General features: G+C 69.0%; 21 protein-coding genes. 9 read left to right on the top strand and 12 right to left on the bottom strand.

What is annotated here, in order from left to right; translation table 11 throughout:
• Positions 1-105 precede the first annotated feature (105 nt).
• Together Strain318_RS10620 and Strain318_RS10615 are read right to left on the bottom strand one after the other, a co-directional pair.
• Entirely contained in the window at positions 106-567 is a 462-nt protein-coding gene (locus tag Strain318_RS10620) for a heme-copper oxidase family protein (RefSeq protein WP_367885677.1), read from the bottom strand.
• Between the two features lie 25 nt (positions 568-592).
• Positions 593-1,027, bottom strand: coding sequence for an RrF2 family transcriptional regulator (locus tag Strain318_RS10615; protein WP_367885676.1), 435 nt, complete (start codon positions 1,025-1,027; stop codon positions 593-595).
• 154 nt (positions 1,028-1,181) lie between these two features.
• On the opposite strand from Strain318_RS10615, the gene nosZ reads away from it, so the two are divergent.
• The 6 genes from nosZ to Strain318_RS10585 are packed head-to-tail and all read left to right on the top strand — an operon-like array spanning position 1,182 to position 7,437.
• Positions 1,182-3,170 (top strand): Sec-dependent nitrous-oxide reductase, encoded by a 1,989-nt coding sequence (gene nosZ, locus Strain318_RS10610; protein WP_367885675.1) that lies wholly within the window; start codon positions 1,182-1,184, stop codon positions 3,168-3,170.
• A gap of 1 nt (position 3,171) precedes the next feature.
• Complete coding sequence (locus Strain318_RS10605) at positions 3,172-4,179, top strand: nitrous oxide reductase accessory protein NosL (RefSeq protein WP_367885674.1); 1,008 nt, start codon at positions 3,172-3,174, stop codon at positions 4,177-4,179.
• A gap of 1 nt (position 4,180) precedes the next feature.
• A complete protein-coding gene (locus Strain318_RS10600; protein WP_367885673.1) occupies positions 4,181-5,407 on the top strand; it encodes a nitrous oxide reductase family maturation protein NosD in 1,227 nt (408 codons plus the stop codon).
• Complete coding sequence (locus tag Strain318_RS10595) at positions 5,404-6,129, top strand: ABC transporter ATP-binding protein (protein ID WP_367885672.1); 726 nt, start codon at positions 5,404-5,406, stop codon at positions 6,127-6,129. Before Strain318_RS10600 ends, Strain318_RS10595 begins: the two co-directional genes overlap by 4 nt.
• Complete coding sequence (locus tag Strain318_RS10590) at positions 6,126-6,956, top strand: ABC transporter permease subunit (RefSeq protein ID WP_367885671.1); 831 nt, start codon at positions 6,126-6,128, stop codon at positions 6,954-6,956. Before Strain318_RS10595 ends, Strain318_RS10590 begins: the two co-directional genes overlap by 4 nt.
• Before the next feature lie 31 nt (positions 6,957-6,987).
• The gene (locus tag Strain318_RS10585) at positions 6,988-7,437 is read left to right on the top strand and encodes a c-type cytochrome (protein WP_367885670.1); all 450 of its coding nucleotides are present in this window, start codon (positions 6,988-6,990) and stop codon (positions 7,435-7,437) included.
• An 82-nt stretch (positions 7,438-7,519) separates the two neighbouring features.
• Here Strain318_RS10585 and Strain318_RS10580 read toward each other — a convergent pair whose 3' ends face one another.
• The 5 genes from Strain318_RS10580 to Strain318_RS10560 are packed head-to-tail and all read right to left on the bottom strand — an operon-like array spanning position 7,520 to position 13,444.
• Positions 7,520-8,551, bottom strand: a complete 1,032-nt coding sequence (locus Strain318_RS10580; RefSeq protein ID WP_367885669.1) for a glycosyltransferase family 9 protein — start codon at positions 8,549-8,551, stop codon at positions 7,520-7,522.
• Entirely contained in the window at positions 8,548-9,585 is a 1,038-nt protein-coding gene (locus Strain318_RS10575) for a glycosyltransferase family 9 protein (protein ID WP_367885668.1), read from the bottom strand. Before Strain318_RS10575 ends, Strain318_RS10580 begins: the two co-directional genes overlap by 4 nt.
• Positions 9,582-10,367, bottom strand: coding sequence for a lipopolysaccharide kinase InaA family protein (locus tag Strain318_RS10570; protein WP_367885667.1), 786 nt, complete (start codon positions 10,365-10,367; stop codon positions 9,582-9,584). Before Strain318_RS10570 ends, Strain318_RS10575 begins: the two co-directional genes overlap by 4 nt.
• Positions 10,364-11,950, bottom strand: a complete 1,587-nt coding sequence (locus tag Strain318_RS10565) for an adenylate/guanylate cyclase domain-containing protein (RefSeq protein ID WP_367885666.1) — start codon at positions 11,948-11,950, stop codon at positions 10,364-10,366. The genes Strain318_RS10570 and Strain318_RS10565 overlap by 4 nt, the downstream gene beginning before the upstream one ends.
• Positions 11,951-11,953: 3 nt before the next feature.
• Positions 11,954-13,444 (bottom strand): anthranilate synthase component I family protein, encoded by a 1,491-nt coding sequence (locus Strain318_RS10560; protein ID WP_367885665.1) that lies wholly within the window; start codon positions 13,442-13,444, stop codon positions 11,954-11,956.
• A gap of 50 nt (positions 13,445-13,494) precedes the next feature.
• Between Strain318_RS10560 and Strain318_RS10555 the strand changes: the two genes are divergently transcribed.
• From Strain318_RS10555 to Strain318_RS10545, 3 genes are all read left to right on the top strand, one after another.
• Positions 13,495-15,582, top strand: coding sequence for a hypothetical protein (locus tag Strain318_RS10555; protein WP_367885664.1), 2,088 nt, complete (start codon positions 13,495-13,497; stop codon positions 15,580-15,582).
• Between the two features lie 107 nt (positions 15,583-15,689).
• Positions 15,690-18,008 (top strand): ATPase, T2SS/T4P/T4SS family, encoded by a 2,319-nt coding sequence (locus Strain318_RS10550; protein WP_367885663.1) that lies wholly within the window; start codon positions 15,690-15,692, stop codon positions 18,006-18,008.
• The gene (locus Strain318_RS10545; RefSeq protein ID WP_367885662.1) at positions 18,005-18,463 is read left to right on the top strand and encodes an NUDIX domain-containing protein; all 459 of its coding nucleotides are present in this window, start codon (positions 18,005-18,007) and stop codon (positions 18,461-18,463) included. Before Strain318_RS10550 ends, Strain318_RS10545 begins: the two co-directional genes overlap by 4 nt.
• A gap of 133 nt (positions 18,464-18,596) precedes the next feature.
• Here Strain318_RS10545 and Strain318_RS10540 read toward each other — a convergent pair whose 3' ends face one another.
• From Strain318_RS10540 to tig, 5 genes are all read right to left on the bottom strand, one after another.
• Positions 18,597-19,430: an acyltransferase gene (locus Strain318_RS10540; RefSeq protein WP_367885661.1), complete on the bottom strand. Its 834-nt coding sequence runs from the start codon at positions 19,428-19,430 to the stop codon at positions 18,597-18,599.
• A 159-nt stretch (positions 19,431-19,589) separates the two neighbouring features.
• Positions 19,590-20,168 (bottom strand): ribosome biogenesis GTP-binding protein YihA/YsxC, encoded by a 579-nt coding sequence (gene yihA / locus Strain318_RS10535; protein WP_367887906.1) that lies wholly within the window; start codon positions 20,166-20,168, stop codon positions 19,590-19,592.
• Between the two features lie 83 nt (positions 20,169-20,251).
• A complete protein-coding gene (clpX, locus tag Strain318_RS10530; RefSeq protein WP_367885660.1) occupies positions 20,252-21,496 on the bottom strand; it encodes an ATP-dependent Clp protease ATP-binding subunit ClpX in 1,245 nt (414 codons plus the stop codon).
• A 187-nt stretch (positions 21,497-21,683) separates the two neighbouring features.
• Positions 21,684-22,310 (bottom strand): ATP-dependent Clp endopeptidase proteolytic subunit ClpP, encoded by a 627-nt coding sequence (gene clpP, locus Strain318_RS10525; RefSeq protein WP_367885659.1) that lies wholly within the window; start codon positions 22,308-22,310, stop codon positions 21,684-21,686.
• Between the two features lie 24 nt (positions 22,311-22,334).
• Positions 22,335-23,579 carry a trigger factor gene (gene tig / locus Strain318_RS10520; RefSeq protein ID WP_367885658.1) on the bottom strand — a complete coding sequence of 415 codons (1,245 nt, stop codon included), beginning with the start codon at positions 23,577-23,579 and terminating at the stop codon, positions 22,335-22,337.
• Positions 23,580-23,601: the final 22 nt, after the last annotated feature.

Below are 23,601 nucleotides of genomic sequence, written 5' to 3'. Positions count from 1 at the left end.
AGGGAGACGGGGGGGAGATGGGAGGGGTGGGCGGACATTTGCTTACGCGGTTAGTGCACTCCCCACTCACAACTCCCAACTCGCAACTGCAGTTGAAAGAGGTTGTCAGTGCGCATCAGCTTGCGGCAGCGTCGGCAGCCCTTTCCCCGCCTTCTGATGCACCGCCGCCATCGGGCTGGCGTCGATCGTCCTCCACACATTCACCACGAAGCAGCCGGCGCCGACGGCGCTGAGTGTGCCGCCCGTCGCGATCAGCGCGGTCGCGACGGGCAGGCCGTGGACGCGCGTGATGAATCCGGTCGCGAGGGCCGTGAGGCCGATCTGCGCGGCCCAGAACTGCACCTCGGCGGCGCGACGGTATACCAGCGGCTGGCCGAAGAAGCGTGGGATCACGTGCAGCGCCACGCCGTAGATCATCTGCCCGACGAAGCCCAGGAGCGCCATGTGCAGGTGCGCCGTGCGATAGACGGTCAGCGTGGGCACGAAGGCCATCGTGAGCGCCAGGAGGACGGCGAGCGAGAGCCAGACGAGGCTGGCCTTGAGGAAGCTGCGGACGAACCAGTCCATGGGATGCGTGGCGAAGGGAAAGACGTCAGGCGATGAGTAGCTTGGTGAGGCCGCGCGGCTTGGCGACCAGGTCGGCGAGTGTGTAGCGGTCGAGCACCGCGAGGAACGCCGTCAGCGCTTCATCGAGTGCTGGCGCCAGCGCACAGGCCGGGGCGATCGGGCACTGGTTGGTGGCGGGGTCGAAGCATTCGACCAAGTTGAGATTGTCCTCCGTGGCGCGCACCACGGCGCCCACGACGATCTCCGAGGCCGGCCGCGCGAGCCGCGCCCCGCCGTCGCGCCCGCGGATGGTCTCCACGTAGCCGAGCTGGGAGAGCCGCGCGATCACCTTCGCGAGGTGGTCCTCGCTCATGCCCATGCGGCGGGCGATGTCGGTGATGCGGGCCGGCGCCTCCTCGGTGTGGATGCCGAGGTAGATGAGTGCGCGCAGGGCGCTGTCGGTGTGTCGAGTCAGTCGCATGGGTCGAACCTAGCCCCTAGGGGAAACCCTTATGCCAAATCCGGCGTTCTCGGACTGGATTAAAGGTGCAAGTAAAATGCACCTTTTAGTCGTCCAGCGCAAGCCACCTCCACAGCACCCGCTGGATCCACCCCCTTCCTTCTGGAGTCGTCCTATGCCGTCCCTCTCCCGCAACCGCCTGATCCTCGGCGCCGCGCTCCTCGGAGCCGTCGGGATCGGGTATGCCTGTGCGGGCAACCGCACATCCTCCCTCGCCGGCGGAGCCGGCAATGCCCAGCGCACCTACGTCGCGCCGGGTGAGTACGACGAACTGTATGCGTTCCTCTCCGGCGGCTTCTCGGGCCAAGTCGGCGTCTACGGCATCCCGTCGGGCCGCCTCCTGAAGGTGATCCCCGTCTTCTCGCAGAACGCCGAGAACGGCTGGGGCTACTCGGAGGAGACGAAGCCGATGCTCGAGACGTCCTATGGCTTCATCCCCTGGGACGACCTCCATCACACCGCGCTCTCGCAGACCAACGGCGAGGACGACGGTCGCTGGCTCTTCGTGAACGGCAACAACACGCCGCGCGTCGCGCGCGTGGACCTCACGACCTTTGAGACCTCGGAAATCCTCGAGATCCCGAACGCCGCCGGCAACCACGCCTCGCCCTTCGTCACCGAGAACACCGAGTACATCGTCTCCTCGACGCGCTTCTCGATCCCGGTGCCCAACCGCGACGTGCCGATCGCCGAGTACAAGGCGCAGTTCCGCGGCCAGATCTCGTTCATCACGGCCGACCAGCCGGGCAAGATGGACATCGCCTTCCAGCTCATCGTGCCGGGGTTCAACTACGACCTCGCCCGCGCGGGCAAGGGCCCGTCGGCCGGCTGGATGTTCTTCTCGTCGTACAACACCGAGCAGGCCAACACGCTGCTCGAGGTCAACGCCTCGCAGAACGACAAGGACTACATCGCCGCGGTGAACTACCGCGCCGCCGAAGCCTGCGTCCGCCAGGGCAAGGGCCGCCGCGCGCAGGTGGACTATCGCCACAACCACATGGACGAGTTCACGCGCACCGCGGTCAGCGAGCGCAAGACGTCCGTGCTGCAGATCACGCCCGCGGACTGCCAGGGGGTGATGTACTTCCTGCCGACGCCGAAGTCGCCGCATGGCGCCGATGTCGATCCGTCGGGCGAATACATCGTCGCCGGTGGCAAGCTCGCGTCGGTGATCCCGGTGCACTCGGCCACCAAGATGCTGGCCGCCATCGAGGCCAAGGAGTTCGAGGGTGAGCTCGAGGGCATTCCGGTGCTCAAGTACAACGCGACGCTGGCCGGCGAGGTGAAGGAGCCGGGCCTCGGCCCCCTCCACACCGAGTTCGACGGCCAAGGCTATGCGTACACCTCGATGTTCCTCTCGTCGGAAATCGTGAAGTGGAAGCTCGGCACCTGGGAAGTCGTCGACCGCCAGCCGACCTACTACTCGGTGGGCCACCTCATGATCCCCGGCGGCGGCACGCGGAAGCCCTACGGCCGCTACGTGCTGGCCATGAACAAGATCACGAAGGACCGCTACCTGCCCACCGGTCCGGAGCTCGCCCACTCGGCCCAGCTTTATGACATCACGGGCGAACGCATGGAGCTGCTGCTCGACTTCCCGACACATGGCGAGCCGCACTACGCCAACGCCATCGATGCCGCGAAGGTCCGCGAGAACCAGAAGCGCTTCTACGCCTTGGCCGAGAACCGCCATCAGCGCGTGATCCGCGCCGAGCGCGAAAGCGGCATCGAACGCCGCGGCAACGTGGTGCACGTGCGCATGGCCAGCATCCGCTCGCACTTCACGCCGGACAACATCGAAGGCGTGCAGGTCGGCGACACGGTGCTCTTCCACGTGACGAACCTCGAGCAGGACTGGGACGTGCCCCACGGCTTCGCCATCCTCGGCGCGCAGAACGCCGAGCTGCTGATCATGCCGGGCGAGACGCGCACGCTGCGCTGGGTGCCGCTGAAGGTCGGGGTCTATCCCTTCTACTGCACGGACTTCTGCTCGGCGCTGCACCAGGAGATGCAAGGCTACGTGCGCGTGTCGGCACGCGGCTCGAACGTCGCCCTGCGCGCGACCACGAACAACCGGGCGCCGCAGCGCGCCGGAGGGAACTGAGATGACATCCCGGGCCCGCTGGATGGTCTTGATCGCCTCGTTCGTGATGGCGACGGCCTACGTACTCCCGCTGTGGCGCGTCGATCTGATCGCGCCGCAGTATCCGGAGGGCCTTGGGATGTACATCAAGATCAATGGGGTTGAGGGCTTGAAGCCGCAGGACCTCAACTCCATCAACAACCTGAACCACTACATCGGCATGAAGAGGATCGAGCCTGACGCGATTCCCGAGCTGCGGTACATGCCGTGGATCCTCGCGGGGCTCATCGCCGGCGGCCTCGCGGTCGCCGCCTCGGGGAAGCGTCTCGCCCTGCACGTCTGGGGCGGGGCGCTGGCCCTGACCCTCGTCGCCGGCCTCGCCGACTTCTATCGCTGGGGCTACGACTACGGGCACGACCTCGACGAAGAGGTCGCCATCATCAAGGTGCCGGGGATGACCTATCAACCCCCGCTCATCGGCTCCAAGAAGCTGCTCAACTTCCGGGCCACGTCCTGGCCATCGGGCGGCGGCATCGCGCTGACGCTCGCGGCAGGCCTGGTATTCCTCGCCGTGCTCGACACGCGGCGGCGTGCCCTGCTCGGGGCGGTGCTGCTCACCGCCGCGGGCTGCGCGAACGTCCCGCCGCGCGACCTCGTCGTGAACCAGGACGCCTGCGAGCACTGCAAGATGCAGATCAGTGATCCGCGCTTCGGGTCACAGGTCGTGACGACCACGGGGCGCCAACTCGTGTTCGATTCACCGGAATGCCTCGCCGAGTTCCTCGAGCGCACGCCGGCCGACAAGGTGGCGAGCATCTGGGTGCTCGACGTCGAGAACCCGGGCACCTGGGTGAGCGCGGAGGCCGCGGGCTACCTCGCCGACGCCAACCTGCGCAGCCCGATGGGTCGCATCACGGCGTTCGCGTCGCCGGCAGCCGCCGAGGCGGCGCGCGCGCGACTCGGCGGGAGGCTCATCGACTGGGCTGTGGTGCGCGGCGGGGCAGCCGAGTCGGTCCACGGCGGGCCCTGAGATGCGCGCCGCCCTTCTCCTCACGATGCTCTTCGCCGCCGCACTGCCGGCGCAGGAACTCGTCGTGGGCGATGGCGCGCCGTTCAAGACCGTTTCCGCCGCGGTCGCTGCGGCGCGTCCCGGCAGCACCATTCGCGTGCGCCCCGGCACCTACCGCGAACCGACGATCGAGATCCGCACGCCACGTCTCCGGATCGTCGGGGAGGGGTGGCCGGTGCTCGACGGCGAGGGCCAGCGCGAGATCGTCAACATCCGTGCCGACGACGTGACCCTGCAGGGCCTCGTGTTCTTCAACACGGGCATCGCCCACATGCAGGATCGCGCCGCGCTGCGCGTGATCGAGGCCGCCCGCTGCACGGTCGCCGACAACCGCTTCCGGCAGACGCTCTTCGCCGTGTACCTCCAGCGCGCCGTGGACTGCACTATCCGCAACAACGACATCGTCGGCGCTGGCGGCGGTGAGTCCAGCAACGGCAACGGCGTGCACCTCTGGCACTCCACGGGCATCCGCGTGATCGGCAATCGCATCACCGGCCAGCGCGACGGCATCTACTTCGAGTTCTCGCGCGGAGCCGTGGCGGAGAACAACCGCAGCGAGGCCAACGCCCGGTACGGCCTGCACTTCATGTTCTCCGATTCCTGCCGCTATACCGACAACGCCTTCGTCGCGAACGGCGCCGGCGTGGCCGTCATGTACAGTAAGGGCATCACGATGGAGCGGAACGAGTTCCGCGATGCCGTGGGTTCGGCGGCGTACGCGCTGCTGCTCAAGGAGATCACCGATGGGGTGCTGGTCGAGAACAAGTTCATCGGCAGCTCCACCGGCCTGTATCTCGAGGGCGCCTCGCGCTTCGAGATCCGCGGCAACGAATTCCGCGCCAACGGCTGGGCGGTGCGCCTCATGGCCGATGCGTTGGACAACCGCTTCGTCGGCAACACCTTCGAAGGCAATGCCTTCGACGTCGCCACGAACAGCCGCACGCTCCGTTCCACCTTCGACGGCAATTGGTGGGATGCCTATCGCGGCTACGACCTCGACCGGGACGGGCGCGGCGACGTGCCCTTCCGGCCCGTGCGCTTCTTCGCGCTCGTCGTCGAGCGGCATCCCGAGGCGCTGCTCATGCTGCGCTCGCCGGTGACGACCGTCCTCGACGCCGCCGAGCGCGTGTTCCCCGTGCTCACTCCCCCGCTGGCGGATGAACGTCCGCTCATGAGGCCGCCCCGATGATCACGCTCGACTCCATGCGGAAGGCCTTCGGCACCCGCACCGTGCTCGATGGCGTCTCGCTGTCCCTCGAACCGGGCCGCATCGCAGCGCTCGTCGGGCCGAACGGCTCGGGCAAGACGACACTCATCAAGTGCATCCTCGGTCTCGCGCGCGCCGACGCTGGCCGCCTCTTGCTCGACGGCACGCCTGCCGATGCAGACGGTGCCTACCGTGCGCGTATCGGCTACGCCCCGCAAGCGCCGCACTTTCCGGCCAACCTCGCGGTCGGCGAGGTCTTTGCGATGCTGCAGGCGCTGCGTCCGACGGCCAGCGTCGACGAGACGCTGCTCGACGAGTTCTCGCTGCGCGCGGAGTGGGCCACGCCGGTCGGCACGCTGAGCGGCGGCTGGCGGCAAAAGGTCTCGCTCGCCGCCGCCTGGCTGTTCCGCCCCGACGTGCTGATCCTCGACGAGCCCACGGCGGGCCTCGATCCCATCGCCGCGGGGCTGCTCAAGCACGCCATCCGTGCGGCACGCGCCGAGGGACGCACGGTGCTCATCACGTCCCACATTCTCAGCGAGCTCGAGGAGCTGGCCGATGACGTCGCCTTCCTTACGGACGGTCGGCTGCGCTTCGCCGGATCGGTGCAGGCGTTGCTGGCCGAAACAGGCACGCGGCGGCTCGAGCCAGCCATCGCCGCGTTGCTGCGCGGTCTCAAGGTGGCCAACGGAGGTGCCCGATGACGACCGTGACCCTGGCTGCCGCGGCGCCCCGCGCAGCGAGTCCCCTCGGACTCGTGCTCCGCGCCGGCGTGCGCGACCTCGCACGGAACCGCTGGTTGCTCGCGTATGGCATCGCCCTCGCGGGCATGTCGGAGCTGCTCTTCGTGTTCGGCGGGGCGGGGCAGCAGGTGCTGCTCTCGCTGCTCAATGCCACGTTGCTGCTCGTGCCGCTCGTCGCGCTGGTGTTCGGCACCATGCACGTGTACGCCTCGCGCGAGTTCATCGAACTGCTGCTCGCGCAGCCGCTGCCGCGACGCGCGATCTTCACGGGGCTGTACCTCGGCCTGACCTTGCCGCTGGCCGGCGCGTTCGTGCTCGGCGTCGGCATCCCGCTGCTGCTGCACGGCACCCTCTCCGCCGCTTCGCCGTCGGCGTTGCTGGCGCTCGCCGCCGTCGGCGTGCTGCTCACGGCGACGTTCGCCGCCATGGCGATGGCCATCGCGCTCGGCAGCGATGACCGCCTGAAAGGGATGTCGCTGTCGCTCGGCGCCTGGTTCCTGTTCACCATCGGCTACGATGGGGCGGTGCTCGCGGTGGTCTCGATGTTTGGCGACTGGCCGCTCGAGAAGCCGCTGCTGCTGCTCATGCTCGGCAATCCGGTCGATCTCGCTCGCGTGCTCGTCCTCACCGGCCTCGATACCGCGGCCTTGTTGGGCTACACCGGCGCGCTGTTCCGCCGGCTCTTCGGCGGCGCGCTCGGCCCTAGCGTCGCGCTCACGGCGTTGGCACTTTGGACGGTGCTGCCCGTGTCCCTCGCGCGCCGCCGCTTCCTGCGGCGCGACTTCTGAGTCCCCCCTCTCTCATTCACGGAGCATCCTGATGTCGACCGTCCGCACCCGTTCGCTCTCCCTCGCCGCCGTCGTGGCGCTCGCGGCCTGTGGTGGTGGCGGTGATGCCGCCCCTGCGGCCTCGGGGTCCTCGGCCTCCGCGGCCAGCACGCCCGTCGCGCAGGCCTCGTTCGATCCCGCGAGCATCACGCCCGCGATGATCGCCCTCGGCGATTCGATCTTCCATGGCAAGATCGGCGCGAGCTCCTGCCAGGCCTGTCATGGTGCGGGCGGAAAGGCCGGTGCCGCGGCGCCCGACCTCACCGATGGCGAGTGGTTGCACAGCGACGGCTCGTACGAAGGCATCGCCAACACGATCAAGGCCGGCGTGATGTCGCCCAAGCAGTTCTCGAGCGTGATGCCGCCCTACGGAGGAGTAATGCTACCGGATGATCGGTGGCGGGCGGTCGCCGCTTACGTGTATAGCGTGAGCCACAAGTAGGGCGCAGAACGGCAGTTATAAGTAGGGAGTTGGGAGTTGTGAGCACTCCCAACTCCCTACTCCCAACTCGTAACTGCAGTTATCAGTCTCTCGTCGCCCATCTCTGCACCCGCTCCAGCACCTCCGTCACCGTGATCCGCGCCATCCGCCCCGGCCGATTCTCCATGCTCACGGGGTAATCCTCCCCCGGATCACCGTAGGCGTCGATCATCAGCTCACTGAACCGGCGGTACGGCCCCACCCGCTTGGGATTCGTGTAACCCAGCAGTGAGACCACCGGCGTCCCCAGCGCGACGCTCAGGTGCAGGGGCCCGGTGTCCGGCGAGAGCACCAGCGCGCTCTTCTCGATGATCGCCGCTAGCCCGCGGAGCCCGCCGTCCCCGAGCGCCGAGGCAGGCTTCACGCGCGCACGCTCGAAGATGATGCGCTCCGCCTCCACCTCGCGTGGGGACCGCCCGCCGACCAGCAACGGCTGCAGGCCGAAATCATGCCAGAGCGCGTCGCTCACCTCCGCCCAGCGCTCGGCGGGCCAATCCTTCTCCGCCTTGCTCGTCGCCACGACGATCGGCGCCACGGGGCGTTCGTAGCGCGAGAAGAACGTCGACTGCCAGGCGCGCTCCGTGTCGTTCCACGGCCCGATCTTCCATTCCAGCGGCTGCGCCGGCACACCGAGATATGCGAGGAACTCGAGGTACTGGTCCTGCATGTGCTGCAGCGGATGCGCGGGGATGCGATGGGTGCTGAACAGCCACGAGGCATCGCGGGCACGCGCGCGGTCGAAGCCAAGTCGCATCGGCGAGGGTGCGAAGCTCGCGACGATGCCGCTCTTCAGGTAGGGCTGCAGTACCAGCACCGCGTCAAAGCGCTGCGATTGCAGGCGGCGCCGCACGTCGAGGAACCCGCGCCAGCCGTCCTTGCGCGCGAACGGAATGACCTCGTCGATCGCCGGATGCCCCGTCAGCAACTGCGTCAACGCGCCCGTCTGCATGACCCAGGAAATGCGTGCGCGCGGATGGGCGCGCTTGATCGCGTTGATCACCGGCAGGGCGTGCACGGCATCGCCCACGGCCGCGAGCATCACGATGAGCACGCGGTCCAGCGCCGCGCCGCTCACCGCGCGCCCGCCTTCCAGCGCGCCACGCGCTCGAGCACGTCGTCCACCGTGATGCGCCCCATGCGGCCGCGCCGCCGCATCCACAGCACTTCGTCCGGCGGGTCTCCGGGCTCGGCGAAGGCGTTCACGACGAGGTCCATCGAGCGCCCGTACGGTCCGGTGCGCTTCGGGTCGGCCTGCGACATGAGCGCGATCACGGGCTTGCCGAGCGCGACGGAGATGTGCAGCGGTGCCGTGTCGAGCGAGAGCACCAGCTCCGAGGCATCGAGAATCCCCACGAGCCCTCGCAATCCGCCTTCGCCGAGCGCGACCAGCGGCGTCGCGACCTTCGCCGCCGCAACGATCGCCGCGGCGGTCGCACGCTCGCGATCACTCGGCCCGCCGACCAGCACCGGCTGGAGGTCATGCTGCGTGTGCAGCGCATCGCAGACGGCGGCCCACCGCTCGGGCATCCAATCGCGGTCCGCGTCGCTTGTGCCGCAGACGATGGCTGCGTAGGGGCGCCCGACCTTCTGCACGAAGGCGCGCTGCGCCTCACGCTCCTGCGGCCACGGTCCGAGGTTCCACGTGACGGGCCCGTGCGGGATGCCGAGGTGCGCGAGGAACTCGAAGTACTGGTCCTGGACGTGGCGCCGCGGGCCCGGTGGGATCTTGTGCGTCGTAAACAGCCAGTTCAGGTCGCGGGCTCGCGACCGGTCGAACCCCAGCTTCACTGGCGCCTTCGCGAAGCGCGTCACGAGCCCCGCCTTGAGCGACACCTGCAGCGCCAGCACGAGGTCGAACTCCCGCGCCGCGAGTGCGCGGCGGATCGCCGTGTACGCCCCGAGGCCAGTGCCATAGTGGAAGGGGAGGATCTCGTCGACGTCGGGATGCCCGCGCACCAACGAGGCTGGCCCCGGCTGCAGTACCCAGGTCACGCGCATCGTGGGCCGCGCGCGCTTGAGCGCCGTGAGCACGGGGAGCACATGTACGCTGTCGCCCACCGCCGACATCATCACGATCGCCGTGCGATCCATCGGCACCCGCAGGGTCACGGCTGCGCCTCGTCGGCGGCGCGCCCGAGCGCACGGCGTTCGAGCTGGGCGAACTCCGCGTCGCCGATCGCCAAGCCGTGGCGCTCGCGATGCTTGCGCAGGGAACGCAGCAGGCGCGAGAGGTTGAGCGCGGTGGCGCGGCCGTCGCCAGCGCTCAGGAAGCGTACGCGATCGACATCGAGCGCAAAGGCGCGATAGCCACGGCCCTCGCGCGCGAGGTACACGTTCTTGGCGTTCAGGTCCTCGTGCTGTGCGTTGACGAGGCCCAACGCGCGCACGAGCGCGGCGGTCGCCGTGAGCATGGATTCGCGCTCGGTGGGTGCGGCGTCGCGCCAGGCCTGTGGGAAGTCCGCACCGTCGGGCAACCGTGCCGTCGCCACATCGCAGCGGCAGAAGCCCGGACCCGCCGGGTACAGCACGTACGCGACCATCGCCGGCGTCGGGACGCCGGCGGCGCGCAGGCGCTCGCTGGCCTCCAGTTCCCACGGCGCGCGTCCGGGCCAGAGGAAGCGATCGCCCGTGAACGCCGCGAAGAATCCACCGTGCCGCGCGTGCCGCACCACCACCGCCGGCCCGCCCCGCGGAAGCGTCGTGCCCCATGCCGTCGCGCGGCCTTGGAAGGCTTTCGCCCCCGGGACCGTCGCCGCCCAGCAGTGCAACGTGCGCGTCTCCTGCAGCGCCTCCTGGATGCCCAGCACCGCGTCATGCCGCGCGATCACCGTCGCGTCCCGCACCTGCAGACGCGTGTAGCCCGGCGGTGCGCTGGGCCCCGCTTCGCTCACCGACGGACGCGGAAGACGGGAAGCGCCTGGCTCTTCCCCTTGAGTTCCATCGGCGGCAATGCTTCCAGCGGCGGCGGCGTGCCCAGCGCGGAGCGGAAGTCATCGCTGATGAGGATCTCGCCCGCCGCGGCGGCGCCGCAGAGCCGGCTCGAGATGTTCACCGGGTCACCGATCACCGTGTACTCGAGACGGCGGTCCGAGCCGATGTTGCCCGCGAACACCTCGCCGACGTTGAGCCCAATCCCGATTCTCAGCGTCGGCCGGCCTTCGTTCTGCCAGCGCGCGTTCAGGCGGTCGAGCTCGTCCATCATGTCCATCGCCGCCATCATCGCGCGGTCGCAGTCATCCGGCTCGCCGATCGGTGCGCCCCACTGCGCCATCACCGCGTCGCCGATGAACTTGTCGAGCGTGCCGCCGTGACGGAACACGCACTCCACCATCTCGGTGAAGTACTCCGTCAGCAGCTTGGCCATCGAGTCGGCGCTCATCGTCTCCGAGAGCGCCGTGAACCCGCGGATGTCGGAGAACAGCACGGCCACGCGTCGCTTGTCGCCACCCAGCTTCACGGCATCGGGGCTGCTCGCGATGCGCGCCGCGAGGTGCGGCGTGAAGAAGCGCTCGAAGTTGCTGCGCGCCAGCATCTCCGCCTTGATGCGCTCGGCGAACTGCCCGTTCTCCAGCGCCACGGCCGCGATGCCCGAGAACGCGATCAGGAAGTCGAGGTCCGTCTCGCCGAAGCGCTTGAGCGAGAAGTTGTCGACGTAGAGCACGCCCAGCGCCCGGTTCTCGCTGCCGATCAGCGGCACGCACATCGCCGAGCGCACCTTCTGCAGCACGATCGACTGGCCCGTGAAGCGCTGGTCGCCGCCGGCGTCGTCGGTGAGGATGGCGACCTTGTCCACCACAGCCTGCGTGACGATCGACTGCGGCACGTCGCCGCTCGCCGCCTCGCCGCGCCGGTCGCGCGAGATCTGCGGATGCAGGTGCCCGTCGCGGTCCGTGAGCAGGATCGCGCAGCGGTCCGCCTCCAGCGTCTGGAACGCGTACTCGGCGATCTTCACGAGCAGGCCGTGCACGTCGGTGGCCTTCGTGAGGCCCTTCGCCACCTCGAGCAGGATGGCGAGCTTGCGCCGGTCCTTCTCGGCGGGGTCCACTTCGCCCGCGAGCTGCTTGTTGATGGACCCCGAGTCGCCCTTGAGCGCGCCGAACTCGCCGGTCTGCGGAATCTGCCGGACGATGGTCGCGGCGGCCGGCTTGGACTGCGCCGTGGGGGGAACGGCCGCCGCCGGCTTGGGCACCACGACCTGTTCGAGTCGGAACACCACCTTCCCGAACGTGATCTCCGCACCCGGCGCGGCGTGGCCGTTCGTGATCTGTACGCCATTCACGAAGGTGCCGTTGCTCGACCCCGCGTCGGCGATCTCGATGCCGGTCTCGGTCAGCCGCAGTTCGGCGTGCTTGCGTGAGACCGTGGGGTCCACGACGGCGCACTCGTTCGTGACGGCGCGCCCCACGTTGTGGGGGCCCGCACCGATGAGCTCGAACTTGAATTCGTTGCCGACGCCGATCAGGCGATAGTGCATGCCCTAAATATGGCGCACACGGCCTATGGCCGTCAGCATCGCGCGGGCTTTCGCCTCGGTCTCCGCCCACTCGGCGGCGGGGTCCGAATCGGCCACGATGCCCGCGCCCGCCTGCACGTTGGCCTCAGCCCCCGCCAACACGCAGGTGCGGATGGTGATGCAGAGGTCCATCCGCGTGTCGCCCCAGCCGATGTGCCCCACCGCCCCGGCATACGGGCCGCGGCGCTCCGGCTCCAGCGTGTCGATGATCTCCATCGCCCGAACCTTCGGCGCGCCGGTCATCGTGCCCGCCGGAAACACCGCCTTGAACACCGCCAGCGATGAGCGCGCATCGCGCAGCAGGCCCTCGACGGAGCTCACCAAATGCAATACGTGCGAGTAGCGCTCCACGACCATGAGGTCCGGCACCGTGACCGTGCCGTACTGGGCGACGCGGCCAACGTCGTTGCGGCCGAGGTCCACGAGCATGATGTGCTCGGCGCGCTCCTTGGGGTCGGCCAGCAGTTCGGCGGCGCGCGCGGCGTCTTCCTCGGGCGTCGTTCCACGCGGCCGCGTGCCGGCGATCGGCCGCACGACGACCTTGCCATCGGAGACGCGCACCAGCAGCTCGGGCGAGCTGCCCACCAGCTCGAGGTCCTCGAGCACGAGGTGGAACATGTACGGTGACGGATTCAGCACGCGGATGGCGCGGTAGAGCGACGTGCCGTCGAAGTCCCGCGGCACGCGGATGCGGCGCGCCAGGAGGCACTGGAAGACGTCACCGGCGAGGATGTGCTCCTTGATGCGCGCCACGCCCTCGAGGAATCGCTCACGCGTGGTGTTCGACGTGCCGGCCGCCGCGGGACGCGCGGCGTCCAGCACCAGCGGCGGCAGTGCCGGTCCGGTGTGCAGGCGGTGGATGGTCGCGGCGATCTCCGCCTGTGCCTCATCGTACAGCCGCCGCAGCGTGGCGTCGTCGGCCTTCGCCGGCACCGTGGCGGTCGCGACCACGCGTGCCTGCGCCCGCAGGTTGTCGACGATGACCACGTTGCGCGTGAAGACGAAGAGCGCATCGGGGCAGGGAATGCCGCGCGGCGGCGCGTTTGGCAGGCGCTCGATGTGCCGCACCACATCGTAGCCGAAGAAGCCCACCGCGCCGCCCCAGAAGGGGCCGAGCTCGGGCACTTCGACGACGGGGTGCTGCGTCAGGGCCTCGCGCAGGTCCTCGAACGGATCCGCAGGTCGGCGCGCCCCCGTCCAGCCCGCGCTTGGCGACCAGTCCTCGACCACGCCGTCCGCGAGCCGCCAAGCCCCGCGCGGCGCCGTGCCGAAGAACGAGTACCGCGCCCAGGTCTCGCTGCCGGCCGGTGCGGATTCCAGCAGGAACGCGAACGGCCCCTCGCGCAGCTTGTGGAAGGCGCCCACGGCCGTGTCGCCATCGAGCAGCGTGTCGCGCCAGACGGGCACGAGCCCGCCCGTACGGGCGCGCGAGGCGAATGCCGCGAAATCGCTCACGCCATCCGTCCGCGGTTGTTCACATCCTGCGCTGCGGCAATCTTTGACATATGCGAATCCTGTGCGCGGCGGCTGCCGCGTCGGCTCTGCTTGTGACCTGCACCGCGACCCTCGCCGCGCAGGAGCGCTGGAACGACGACCGCAGCATGGCCTTGGTCCAGGCCGCGACCGCGCGCCGCAGCCTCCAGCTCGCCGACACCGCCCTCCGCGATTACACCGCGCAGGCCCTTGGCACCGTCACCTTCCTCGCCCAGTTCGGCGACGGCGCCTTCTCGCGCCCCATCGTCGTCAAGTCGGACCAGCTGGCGCTCGAAGTCTATTGGGGCGCGCCCGACCGCAGCAAGCAACGCATCGTGGGTCGGCGCGACACGCTGCTGCTGCCGTCCGACATGCAGTACCATCGCGATCACCTCGGCATCATCCAGAACAACTTCCCCGACATCATCCGCCTCGGCGAGGGCGACGAGGTGCTGGACGTCGTCCACCCGCTGAGCCCGGCGGGGCCGGGCACGTACGACTACGCGCTGCGCGATTCGCTGGCCATCCGCGGCGGCGGCGTCAGCGTCGACGTGATGATGCTCAGCGTGCGGCCCAAGGATCCACGTCGCCCCGCCGCCGTCGGCGCCGTGTATCTCGACCGCGCCACCGGCAGCGTCGTGCGCATGACGTTCTCCTTCACCCGCGCCGCGCTGCGCGACCGCCAGCTCGAAGACGTCTCGGTGATCCTCGAGAACGGGCTCGTCGACGGCCGCTTCTGGCTGCCGCGGCGGCAGGAGATCGAGATCCGCCGCTCGGCCAGCTGGATGGACTTCCCCGCGAAGGGCATCATCCGCGGACGCTGGGAAGTCTGCTGCATCACGACGAACCAATCGCTGGCCTCGCCGGTGTTCCGCGGCCCCGAGATCGTCGAGGCGGGGCCACCGGAGCAGCTGCGGCAGCATCCGGCGTTCACCGGCGAGGTGCTCGACGCGCTGCCCGAGGACGTGCGCGCCCTCGACGCCGACGAGGTGCGCGCCGTGCAGGACGAGGCGCGGCGCTTGGTGCAGGAGTCGGCATTGCGCCGCGTGCGCTCGAGCAATCTCATGGCGCGGCGCGTCTCGGACTTCGTGCGCAGCGATCGAGTCGAGGGACTCGCGCTCGGGGCCGGACTTTCGCAGCGCCTCGGATTGGGGGTGAGCGCCGCAGCCCTGGGGCGCTATGGCTTCGCCGATCACCGCTGGAAGGGGCAGGGCAGCCTCGAGTGGCGGCGCGCGTCGGGCCTCGCGCTCCGCGCCACCGGATACGACGACTGGCGGCAGCTCGGCGAGGTCCCCGAGGGCAGCGGCATCCGGAATGCCATCGGCGCGCAAGAGTTCGGCAGCGACTGGACGCAGCCCATCGGCGCCGTCGGCGGCGCGCTGCGCCTCCATTGGGCGCCGCCCGACCGCACGCACTGGTTTGTCGAGACCTCGCGGCGCGATGAGCGGGCGCTCGTTCCGCGGGCCTCGCCGGCGCGCGGGCGCTTCGAGCCGACGGTCCCGGCACTCGCGCTGACCCGTGAGACGGTGGGTCTCGGCGTGGCGCGTGCCGGTGCGTTGGCGCAGGGGCCGCAGGCGATCGCCAGCGGCGATGCCGACTGGCGCGTCGAGGCGCTGCTCGAGGCCTCCCGATGGGAGACGGCCGACGCCACCAGCGCCGGGGAGAACCTCCGCTGGCGCTTGGATGCCGAGGCGGGGTGGCGCGTCGGCAGCGCACGGCTGCGCATGCGGACCATCGCGGCCGGATTGTCTGGCGGCGTGGTCCCCGCGCAGGACTTGGTTCGCTTGGGCGGTCCGGTCTCCGGCCCCGGGTACGCGTTCCACCGCTTCGCGGCGCGCCGCGGACTCAGTCAGCGCGTGGAGTGGCACATGCGTATTCCCTTCATCCCGCTCAACCTCGGGCGGTTTGGTCGCGTGCCGGCGACCCTCGTGCTGGCGCCGTACGCGCACGGCGTGTGGGTGGACGGCGAGGCCTCCGGGGCGCAGGGCTGGTACCCGGCCGTCGGGCTCGGCGGCATCGGCCTGTTCGATACCGTCCGGCTGGACGTGGCCCGTGGACTGCGGGCCGGCACCTGGACGTTCTCGCTGGACGTGACCCGGGCGCTGTGGCCCGTCCTCTGACCCGGGTGTGACGGCGCTGTCCAGCGCCGCGTCGGGGTGGTAGCCGCACGCAGGTCCTGCGGTATCTTTGTGACAGGTGCGCAGGTCCGGACATCCAGAGGAGCGTGATGGGCAGCAGCAGCGCCAAGTCGATGCGTGACGAGTGGTTGTGGGCCACCCTTGAGGGGCTCCTCGAACCGGAACAGGTCGAGGCCCTGCGGGCGGCGCCACCGGAGAGCCTCTGGGAAGACGTCGTCCGCCGTGGCTGGCTGACGGACGACGCCATCGTGCAGGCGGTCGCCGCGCGTTTCCGCATGCGCATCGCCGATCTTGGCAGCGTGTCGCAGCAGGCCCGCGAGCTCGTGCCGGAAGCGTTGGCCCGCAAGTTCCGCGTGCTGCCGCTCGCCATTTCGGATTCCATCCTCGACATCGCGACCGCCGATCCGCTCGACCTCGACTGCGAGCGCACGCTCGCCTTCGCGCTCGGCCGCACGGTGCGCATGAGCATCGCGACGCCGCGCAAGATCGTCGATCGCATCGAAGAGGTGTATCGGCCCGAGAACGTCATCGAGAAGATCCTCGAGAAGGTCGAGGGCACCTATGACGTCGAGACGGTGGACGAGTCGGTGGATGAGGCCGACCTCGACATCTCGGCGGCGCGCGCCGGCGAGCGGCCCGTCATCCGGCTCGTGGACCGCATCATCGCCGAGGGCATCCAGAGCCGCGCCTCGGACATCCACCTCGAGCCGGAGGAAGCGGGCGTCGCCGTGCGCTACCGCATTGACGGCGTGCTGCGGCAGGCCATGGTGCTGCCGAAGGCGGCGGGCATCCCGCTCGTGAGCCGCGTGAAGATCATGGCGCAGCTCGACATCGCCGACCGCCTGCGCCCGCAGGACGGTCGCGCGCGCGTCGCGATCTCCGGCAACCGCGTGGACCTCCGTGTCTCCACGCTGCCGGCCTCGCAGGGCGAGAAGGTCGTCATCCGCGTGCTCGACCAGCGGAGCACCATCCTCTCGCTGGATTCGCTGGGCCTGCTGCCCGACGAACTCACGCGCATCCACGAGCTGCTGCAGGCCCGCGAGGGCATCGTGCTCGTCACCGGGCCCACGGGCTCGGGCAAGACGACCACGCTGTACTCGATGCTGCGCACCGTGCAGGGCCGCGGCGTCAACATCGTCACGGTCGAGGACCCGGTCGAGTACCGGCTGCAGGGCATCGTGCAGGTGCAGGTGAACGAGAAGGCCGGGCTCACGTTCCCCGCCGCGTTGCGCTCGATCCTGCGCCAAGACCCCGACGTCATCCTCGTCGGCGAGATCCGCGACAAGGAGACGGCGAACATCGCGGTGCAGGCTTCGCTCACCGGCCACTTGGTGCTCTCGACGTTGCACACCAACGATGCCGCGAGCTCGGTCACGCGTCTCGTCGACATCGGCATCGAGAGCTACAAGATCGCCGCCGCGCTCAAGGGCGTCGTCGCACAGCGCCTCATGCGCCGCATCTGCAGCAGCTGCCGCGAACTCGCGGTGGGCCAGGTGCCGGAGCGCATGCAGAAGTACTTCCCCGAGCAGGGCACGCTCTACCGAGCGGTCGGCTGCCCCGACTGCTCGATGACCGGCTACCGCGGGCGCCTCGCCATCGAGGAAGTGCTGCAGGTGACCGAGGAAGTCGAACGCCGCATCGCCGGCAACGAGAGCGTGGACCGCATCAACGATGCGGCCCGCGAGGGCGGCATGCGCTCGCTCTGGGAGTCCGCCGTCGCCCACGTGCGCAAGGGCGAGACGACCATCGAGGAGCTGCTGCGCGTGCTCGAGGCGCCGCAGGAGGGCAGCAGCAAGAGCGGGGCGGCCGCGCGCGTCACCACCGACGAAGTCACGCCGGTCAAGCCGCCGCTGGGCAACCCGATCCGGCTCTCGTCGGCGTCGTCGGCTCCGGTGCTCGACGACGACGAGGGTCCGTCGTCGCCCAGCGCCAAGGCCCGCCGCAGCGGGACGCGGCACGCCGCGCCCAACACCTTCAGCGCCGACGCCTTCGAACTCGTCGGCGACGAGATCGCCAAGCGGCCCGCCGCCAAGCGCGTGCTGCTGGTCGAAGACGAAGAGGCGCTGCGCCGCGTGATGAAGGACCTGCTCGAACGCGAGGGCTTCGTGATCTACGAAGCCAACGACGGCGTCGTCGCACTGGACGAGATCGATCGCCTCGCGCCCGATCTCGTGGTGCTCGATCTCAACCTGCCGCGGCTCGACGGCTACGGCGTGCTGAGCCACCTGCGCGCGCGGCCGGCCACGGCCAAGCTGCCCGTCATCGTGCTCACCGCCAAGGGCGACGAGGACAGCGAGGTGCGGGTGTTCGAGTATGGCGCCAGCGACTACCTGACGAAGCCGTTCCGCGCCCGCGCCCTCTCGGCGCGCATCCACTCGCTCATCGACCGCAAGGCGAAGAAAGAGTGAACATCGAAGTGCGCGTCATCGACGTCGTGGCCTTCCGCCCCGTCGAGCGCGGCTGGCAGGCCCTCGCGCTGCGTCGCCGCGCCGGCACCCGCTGCGCCGGCTCCTGGGAGATGGTCCATGGCAAGGTCATGGAGGGCGAGACCCTGCCCGACGCAGCCGTACGCGAACTCTTCGAGGAGACGGGCCTCAAGCCCGAGCGCCTGCTCAGCGTGACCATGCACCCGTTCTACTTGGTGCCGCAGGGTAGCGTGCAGTTGGCCGCCGTCTTCGCCGCCATCGTCCCGCCCGACGCGCCCATCGTCCGCGGGGAAGAACACGACAAGCATGCCTGGCTCACGATCTCACAGGCGCGCCGTCGCTACTCCTGGCCGCACGAGCGCCGTCACCTGGACGACGCCTACGCGCTGCTGCGCACGCCCGAGGTGCACGACGTGCTTACCGTGGCGCTTTCCTAAGGGCGTTCACCACGAAGCCACGAAGGGAGCCACGAGAATCTCAAGGCCCCGCAACCCAAGGACAGGAAAGCTTCTCGGAGTTGCGGGGCCTTTCGTGTGCAGCTAGCCCTTCGTGCCTTCGTGGTGAATCCGTTCACTCGGTCGTGCGCTCTGGCGCCAGCGACGTTCGCTCCGCCGGCGCATTCGGCTTCACGCGCACCGACTTGGCCGGGATCCCCACGTTCACGTGGTACGGCCGCACGTCCTTCGTCGCCACGGCCACCGCGCCCACCATGCCGTTCTCGCGCACGTGCACGCCGGCCAGCACCGTCGCGTGGTACGTGATGCGCACGTCGTCGTCGAGGATCGTCAGCGCGTTCGTCACGTCCACCTGCTCCACGATGCTGTGCGTGTGCGAGTAGATGTTCGCGTAGTCCGAGATCGACACGCGATTCCCCATCCGGATCCCGCCGCGGTCGTCCAGCAGCACGTGGCGGTGCACCACCACGTCGTCGCCCACTTCCATGTTGTAGCCGAACGAGAACTCCACGTGCTGGAAGCACTTGAAGTTCTTGCCCACGCGCTTGAAGATGTGCGGCGCCAGCGCGCGGCGGAGCTTCACGCCCTGCTGCACCGCCTGCCCGCCGATCGGCAGCCGATCGAACGAATACCACAGCCAGAGCAGCGGTTTGACACGCTGGAACTTCGCCTGGTCGCAGTCGCCGTAGTACTCCGGCTCCAGCGTCACGTTGCGCGGGTCCAGCGCCGCCAGCGCCAGCTGCGTGCCCAGCGGCGTCTTCAGGTCCGCCATCGTCGCTTCGTAGCGGCCGACGTACTGCGGGTAGGCCAGCTCGAGCAGCGTGTCGCGGCAGAGCAGGGCACGGTCCGTGCTCGCATCGGACAGCTTCTCGCTCAGGTTCGCGATCCAGGCGTCCTCGATCGACTCCGTCGCGCGCGCGGGCAGCTTCTGCAGGGGGATTCTTGGCATTTGGCTGTTACCTCAGCAATGAACGGCAATCACCACGAAGGCACGAAGGATCTCGCAACGATTTGTCGGCCCCGCGACCCGAACGAAGCCTCGCTCAACTCGCGTTTGCCAATCTCCGGAAGCGTCGCGGCTCCCTTCGTGCCTTCGTGGTGAAAGTAGCTACTCCTCGTCGGCCGCAGCGGGCTCAGCGGTCACCAGCGACATCACCGCCTCCGCCAGCTCATCCCGCCCCGCGCCGCTGACCGCCGAGAACGAGATCACCTGCGCCGGATCCAACCCCAAGCGCAGCGCCAGCGACTGCACCTGCTTCGCCGCCGCGCCCTTCGAGAGCTTGTCTACTTTCGTCACGCAGACCAACGTCGGCAAGCCGATGTCCGCCAGCAGGTCGAACATCTGCAGGTCGTCATCCGTCGGGTCGCGGCGCACGTCGAGCAGCTGCACCACGCCGCGCAGCGCCGGCGCGCCGCGCAGGTAGCCCTCGATCAGCGGCCGCCACTCCGCCTGCCGCTCCTTCGAGATCTTCGCGTAGCCGTAGCCCGGCAGGTCCACCAGCGTGAACGCGTCGTTGATGCCGAAGAAATGGATCTCGCGCGTGCGCCCCGGCGTCTTCGAGACGCGCGCCAAGGCCTTCCGCCGCACCAAGGCATTGATCAGCGAGCTCTTGCCCACGTTCGAGCGCCCGCTGAACGCCACCTCCGGCAAAGACGTCTCGGGCCGCCAACCGCCGGCGGCGGCCATCGGCCCGAGATAATCGATCTTGCGAATCGGCAGCGGGTCGCGCGCCTTCACCGGCGCGCTCGGCACCTGCTCGTCGGGAGGCGTCACGCCTCTTTCTTCTTCGGCTGCGCGCTGATCTCCAGCAACGGCCGCTGCTTCTGCGTCACCGTCGCCTCGGTCACCCGCACCTCGAGCACGTCATCGCGCCCGGGCAGGTCGAACATCGTGTCGAGCAGCAGCTCCTCGAGGATCGCGCGCAGGCCGCGCGCCCCCGTGCCGCGCTGGATCGCCTTCCGTGCCACGGCTCGCAGCGCCGCGTCGTCAAAGGTCAGCTCCACGCCCTCGAGCTCGAAGAGCTTCCGGTACTGCTTGGTCAGCGCGTTCTTCGGCTCCTTGAGGATCTGCACCAGCGCGTCCTCGTCCAGGCCCTCGAGCGGCACGGCCACCGGCAGGCGGCCCACCAACTCGGGGATCAAGCCGAAGCGCAGCAAGTCCTCGGGCTCGATCGCGCCGAAGATGTTCGTCTTGCTCTGCTCGTCCTTGGCGGCCGAGTCGTTGTTGAAGCCGATCGCGCGCTTGCCCAGGCGCGCCTCGATGATCTTCTCGAGGCCGTCGAAGGCGCCACCGCAGATGAACAGGATGTCCTTCGTGTTGATCTGGATGTATTCCTGCTGCGGGTGCTTGCGGCCGCCCTGCGGCGGCACGCTGGCCACCGTGCCCTCGAGGATCTTGAGCAGGGCCTGCTGTACGCCCTCGCCGCTCACGTCGCGCGTGATCGACGGGTTCTCGCTCTTGCGCGCGATCTTGTCGATCTCGTCGATGTACACGATGCCGCGCTCGCACTCGGCCACGTTGAAGTCACCGGCCTGCAGCAGGCGCACGAGGATGTTCTCCACGTCCTCGCCCACATAGCCCGCTTCGGTCAGCGTCGTCGCATCGGCGATCGTGAACGGCACGTCGAGGATGCGCGCCAGCGTCTGCGCGAGCAGCGTCTTGCCGACGCCGGTGGGGCCCAGCAGCAGGATGTTCGACTTGTCGAGCTCGACATCGCCTTCGCGCTTGGCGCCGGAGTTGATGCGCTTGTAGTGGTTGTACACGGCCACGGCGAGCGCCTTCTTCGCGCCTTCCTGGCCGATCACGTACTGGTCCAGCGTCCCCTTGATCTCCTGCGGCAGCGGGACGCTGGTATGCGTCTCCGCGACCTCGCGCTCCTCGTCCTCCGCCAGGATCTCATTGCAGAGGGCGATGCACTCATTGCAGATGTACACGGACGGACCGGAAATGAACTTCCGGACGGCGTCCTTGGACTTTCCGCAGAAGGAGCAGCGCAGGTGACGGTCTTGGGACATTTCGACGAGGACGGAGGGCTGAAGGGGACAGTGCGAGTATCGTCGGCGGACCAAGCCTACCTGCGACCTAGGTCACATTCGACTGCTCGCGGCGTCCTGACGTAACGCTAGGTCAGTGACGCCGCGAAGAAAACCACCTTGGGGCTCGTGAAAAAAATCACAAGCACCCGGGCCGTTACAATCCGGCCTACTTCGTCGCCGTCAGCACCGTCGCGGCCTCGGCTTCCGCACGGCTCGCGACCACCTGGTCGATCAACCCGTACTGCACCGCCTCCGCTGCGCTCATGAACCGGTCACGGTCCACGTCGCGCTCGATCTGCTCCAGCGGACGGCCCGTGTGCTTGGCCATCAGCTCGTTCATCCGGCTGCGGAGATAGATGATCTCCTTCGCCTGGATCTCGATGTCCGCCGCCGTGCCCGACGCGCCGCCCGACGGCTGGTGGATCATGATGCGCGAGTTCGGCAGAGCCGACCGCTTGCCCTTCGCGCCGGCCGTCAGCAGGAAGGCACCCATCGAGGCCGCCAAGCCCATGCAGATCGTGTTCACCGGCGACTTCAGGAACTGCATCGTATCGTAGATCGCCAACCCCGAGCTCACGCTGCCGCCCGGCGAGTTGATGTACAGGTGGATGTCGCGGCCCGGGTTGTCCGCCTCGAGGAACAGCAGCTGCGCGATGATCATGTTGGCCACGTCATCGTTCACCGGCGTGCCGAGGAAGATGATGCGGTCCATCAGCAGGCGGCTGTACACGTCGTAGCTGCGCTCGCCGCGGCTGCTGCGTTCGATCACATACGGATTCGGGATGATCGCCATGGTGCGGTTCCTCAGTGGTGGAGCTTAGGCCTGCTCGATCGTGTTGCGCTCGAGGAGCCACGCGAACACGCGCTCCTCGGTGATGCTCCGCTCAAGCTCGCGGAGGCGCCCCGCCTTCTGCAAGGCGGCGTAGGTCTTGCCGACGTCCTCGCCGCGCTTGCCGGCCACCTCGGCGACCTTCGCATCGACGTCAGCCTCGGTCGCCACGAGCGCGTGCTTCTCGGCCAGCGTGTCGATGATCAGGTCGCGGCGCACCTGACGCTCCGCCATGCCCTTGATCTCGTCGCCGAACTTGAGGATCTCCTCCTGCGGGATCCGGTACGCTTCCGCGTACGCCTGGATCATCTGCTTCACCCAGCTCGGCGGCAGGTCGAAGGGGTTCGCCGTGACGATCTCGTCGAGCAGCTGCGTGCGTGCGGCCGCATCGGCCTCGCGCACGAGGTTCTCGGCGAGGTCCTTCTCGATCGTCTCCTTCAGCGCCGCCAGCGAGGCGAAGTCGCCCATCTCGGCGGCAAAGGCGTCGTCCAGCGCCGGCACCGACTTCTTCTTGATCTCGGTCAGCGTCGCGCGCACCGGCTTGGTCTTGCCGCGCTGCGACTCGTCCGGGAAGTCCTCCGGCCACTTCACCGGCTGCTCCTTCGTCTCGCCGATCGACATCGAGAGCACGAGCTCCTCGATGCCCGTGATCGCCTGGCCCGCGCCCATCACGAGGCGGTACTCACGCCCCTCGGGGATCGTGCCATCCTCCTCGGCGGTCGCCAGCGTCACCGTCACGAGGTCGCCTTCGGCGGGCTTGCCCTCGACCGGCGTCCACGTCGCGCGCTGCTCGAGCAGGCGGTCGAGCTGCTCCTGCACCATCGCGTCCGTCACGTCCGACTTCGGACGCATCACGCGGAAGCCCTCGAGCTTCGCGAGCTCGATCGTCGGGCGCACTTCGCAGTGCAGCTCGAACGAGAGCGATTCGTCCTCACCGAACTTCACGTCATGCGCGTGCGGCTGCGTGGCGAGGTCGAGCTTCTCCTGGGCGAGGACGGCCTCGAAGGCTTCGCGCAGGAGCTGGTCCACGGCTTCCTGGTCGATCGCCTGGGCATACTGCTTCTTGACCATCGCGGCCGGCGCCTTGCCGGGGCGGAAGCCGGGGATGCGGACCTGCTTGGACACGCGCGCGGCGGCCTTGTTGCGGGCTTCGGCAACGCGGGCGGCCGGGACAGCCACCTGGAGGCGGCGCTCAGCGCCCTCGGCCTTGGTGGCAGTGATCTGGATTTCCATGACGGGAGTTCGGCTGCGGGAA

Origin of the sequence: Pseudogemmatithrix spongiicola (assembly GCF_030623445.1) — a bacterium.
Taxonomy (GTDB): domain Bacteria; phylum Gemmatimonadota; class Gemmatimonadetes; order Gemmatimonadales; family Gemmatimonadaceae; genus Pseudogemmatithrix; species Pseudogemmatithrix spongiicola.
The sequence above is the reverse complement of the archived record's forward strand: the minus strand, read 5'-3'. Positions and strand labels throughout refer to the sequence as shown.

What these genes read in the sequence shown, in the direction of transcription:
- Strain318_RS10620 (WP_367885677.1), bottom strand. Translation starts at nt 567, where the DNA reads ATGGACTGGTTCGTCCGCAGCTTCCTCAAGGCCAGCCTCGTCTGGCTC.
- Strain318_RS10615 (WP_367885676.1), bottom strand. Translation starts at nt 1,027, where the DNA reads ATGCGACTGACTCGACACACCGACAGCGCCCTGCGCGCACTCATCTAC.
- nosZ (WP_367885675.1), top strand. Translation starts at nt 1,182, where the DNA reads ATGCCGTCCCTCTCCCGCAACCGCCTGATCCTCGGCGCCGCGCTCCTC.
- Strain318_RS10605 (WP_367885674.1), top strand. Translation starts at nt 3,172, where the DNA reads ATGACATCCCGGGCCCGCTGGATGGTCTTGATCGCCTCGTTCGTGATG.
- Strain318_RS10600 (WP_367885673.1), top strand. Translation starts at nt 4,181, where the DNA reads ATGCGCGCCGCCCTTCTCCTCACGATGCTCTTCGCCGCCGCACTGCCG.
- Strain318_RS10595 (WP_367885672.1), top strand. Translation starts at nt 5,404, where the DNA reads ATGATCACGCTCGACTCCATGCGGAAGGCCTTCGGCACCCGCACCGTG.
- Strain318_RS10590 (WP_367885671.1), top strand. Translation starts at nt 6,126, where the DNA reads ATGACGACCGTGACCCTGGCTGCCGCGGCGCCCCGCGCAGCGAGTCCC.
- Strain318_RS10585 (WP_367885670.1), top strand. Translation starts at nt 6,988, where the DNA reads ATGTCGACCGTCCGCACCCGTTCGCTCTCCCTCGCCGCCGTCGTGGCG.
- Strain318_RS10565 (WP_367885666.1), bottom strand. Translation starts at nt 11,950, where the DNA reads ATGCACTATCGCCTGATCGGCGTCGGCAACGAATTCAAGTTCGAGCTC.
- Strain318_RS10555 (WP_367885664.1), top strand. Translation starts at nt 13,495, where the DNA reads ATGCGAATCCTGTGCGCGGCGGCTGCCGCGTCGGCTCTGCTTGTGACC.
- Strain318_RS10550 (WP_367885663.1), top strand. Translation starts at nt 15,690, where the DNA reads ATGGGCAGCAGCAGCGCCAAGTCGATGCGTGACGAGTGGTTGTGGGCC.
- Strain318_RS10540 (WP_367885661.1), bottom strand. Translation starts at nt 19,430, where the DNA reads ATGCCAAGAATCCCCCTGCAGAAGCTGCCCGCGCGCGCGACGGAGTCG.
- yihA (WP_367887906.1), bottom strand. Translation starts at nt 20,168, where the DNA reads ATGGCCGCCGCCGGCGGTTGGCGGCCCGAGACGTCTTTGCCGGAGGTG.
- clpX (WP_367885660.1), bottom strand. Translation starts at nt 21,496, where the DNA reads ATGTCCCAAGACCGTCACCTGCGCTGCTCCTTCTGCGGAAAGTCCAAG.
- clpP (WP_367885659.1), bottom strand. Translation starts at nt 22,310, where the DNA reads ATGGCGATCATCCCGAATCCGTATGTGATCGAACGCAGCAGCCGCGGC.
- tig (WP_367885658.1), bottom strand. Translation starts at nt 23,579, where the DNA reads ATGGAAATCCAGATCACTGCCACCAAGGCCGAGGGCGCTGAGCGCCGC.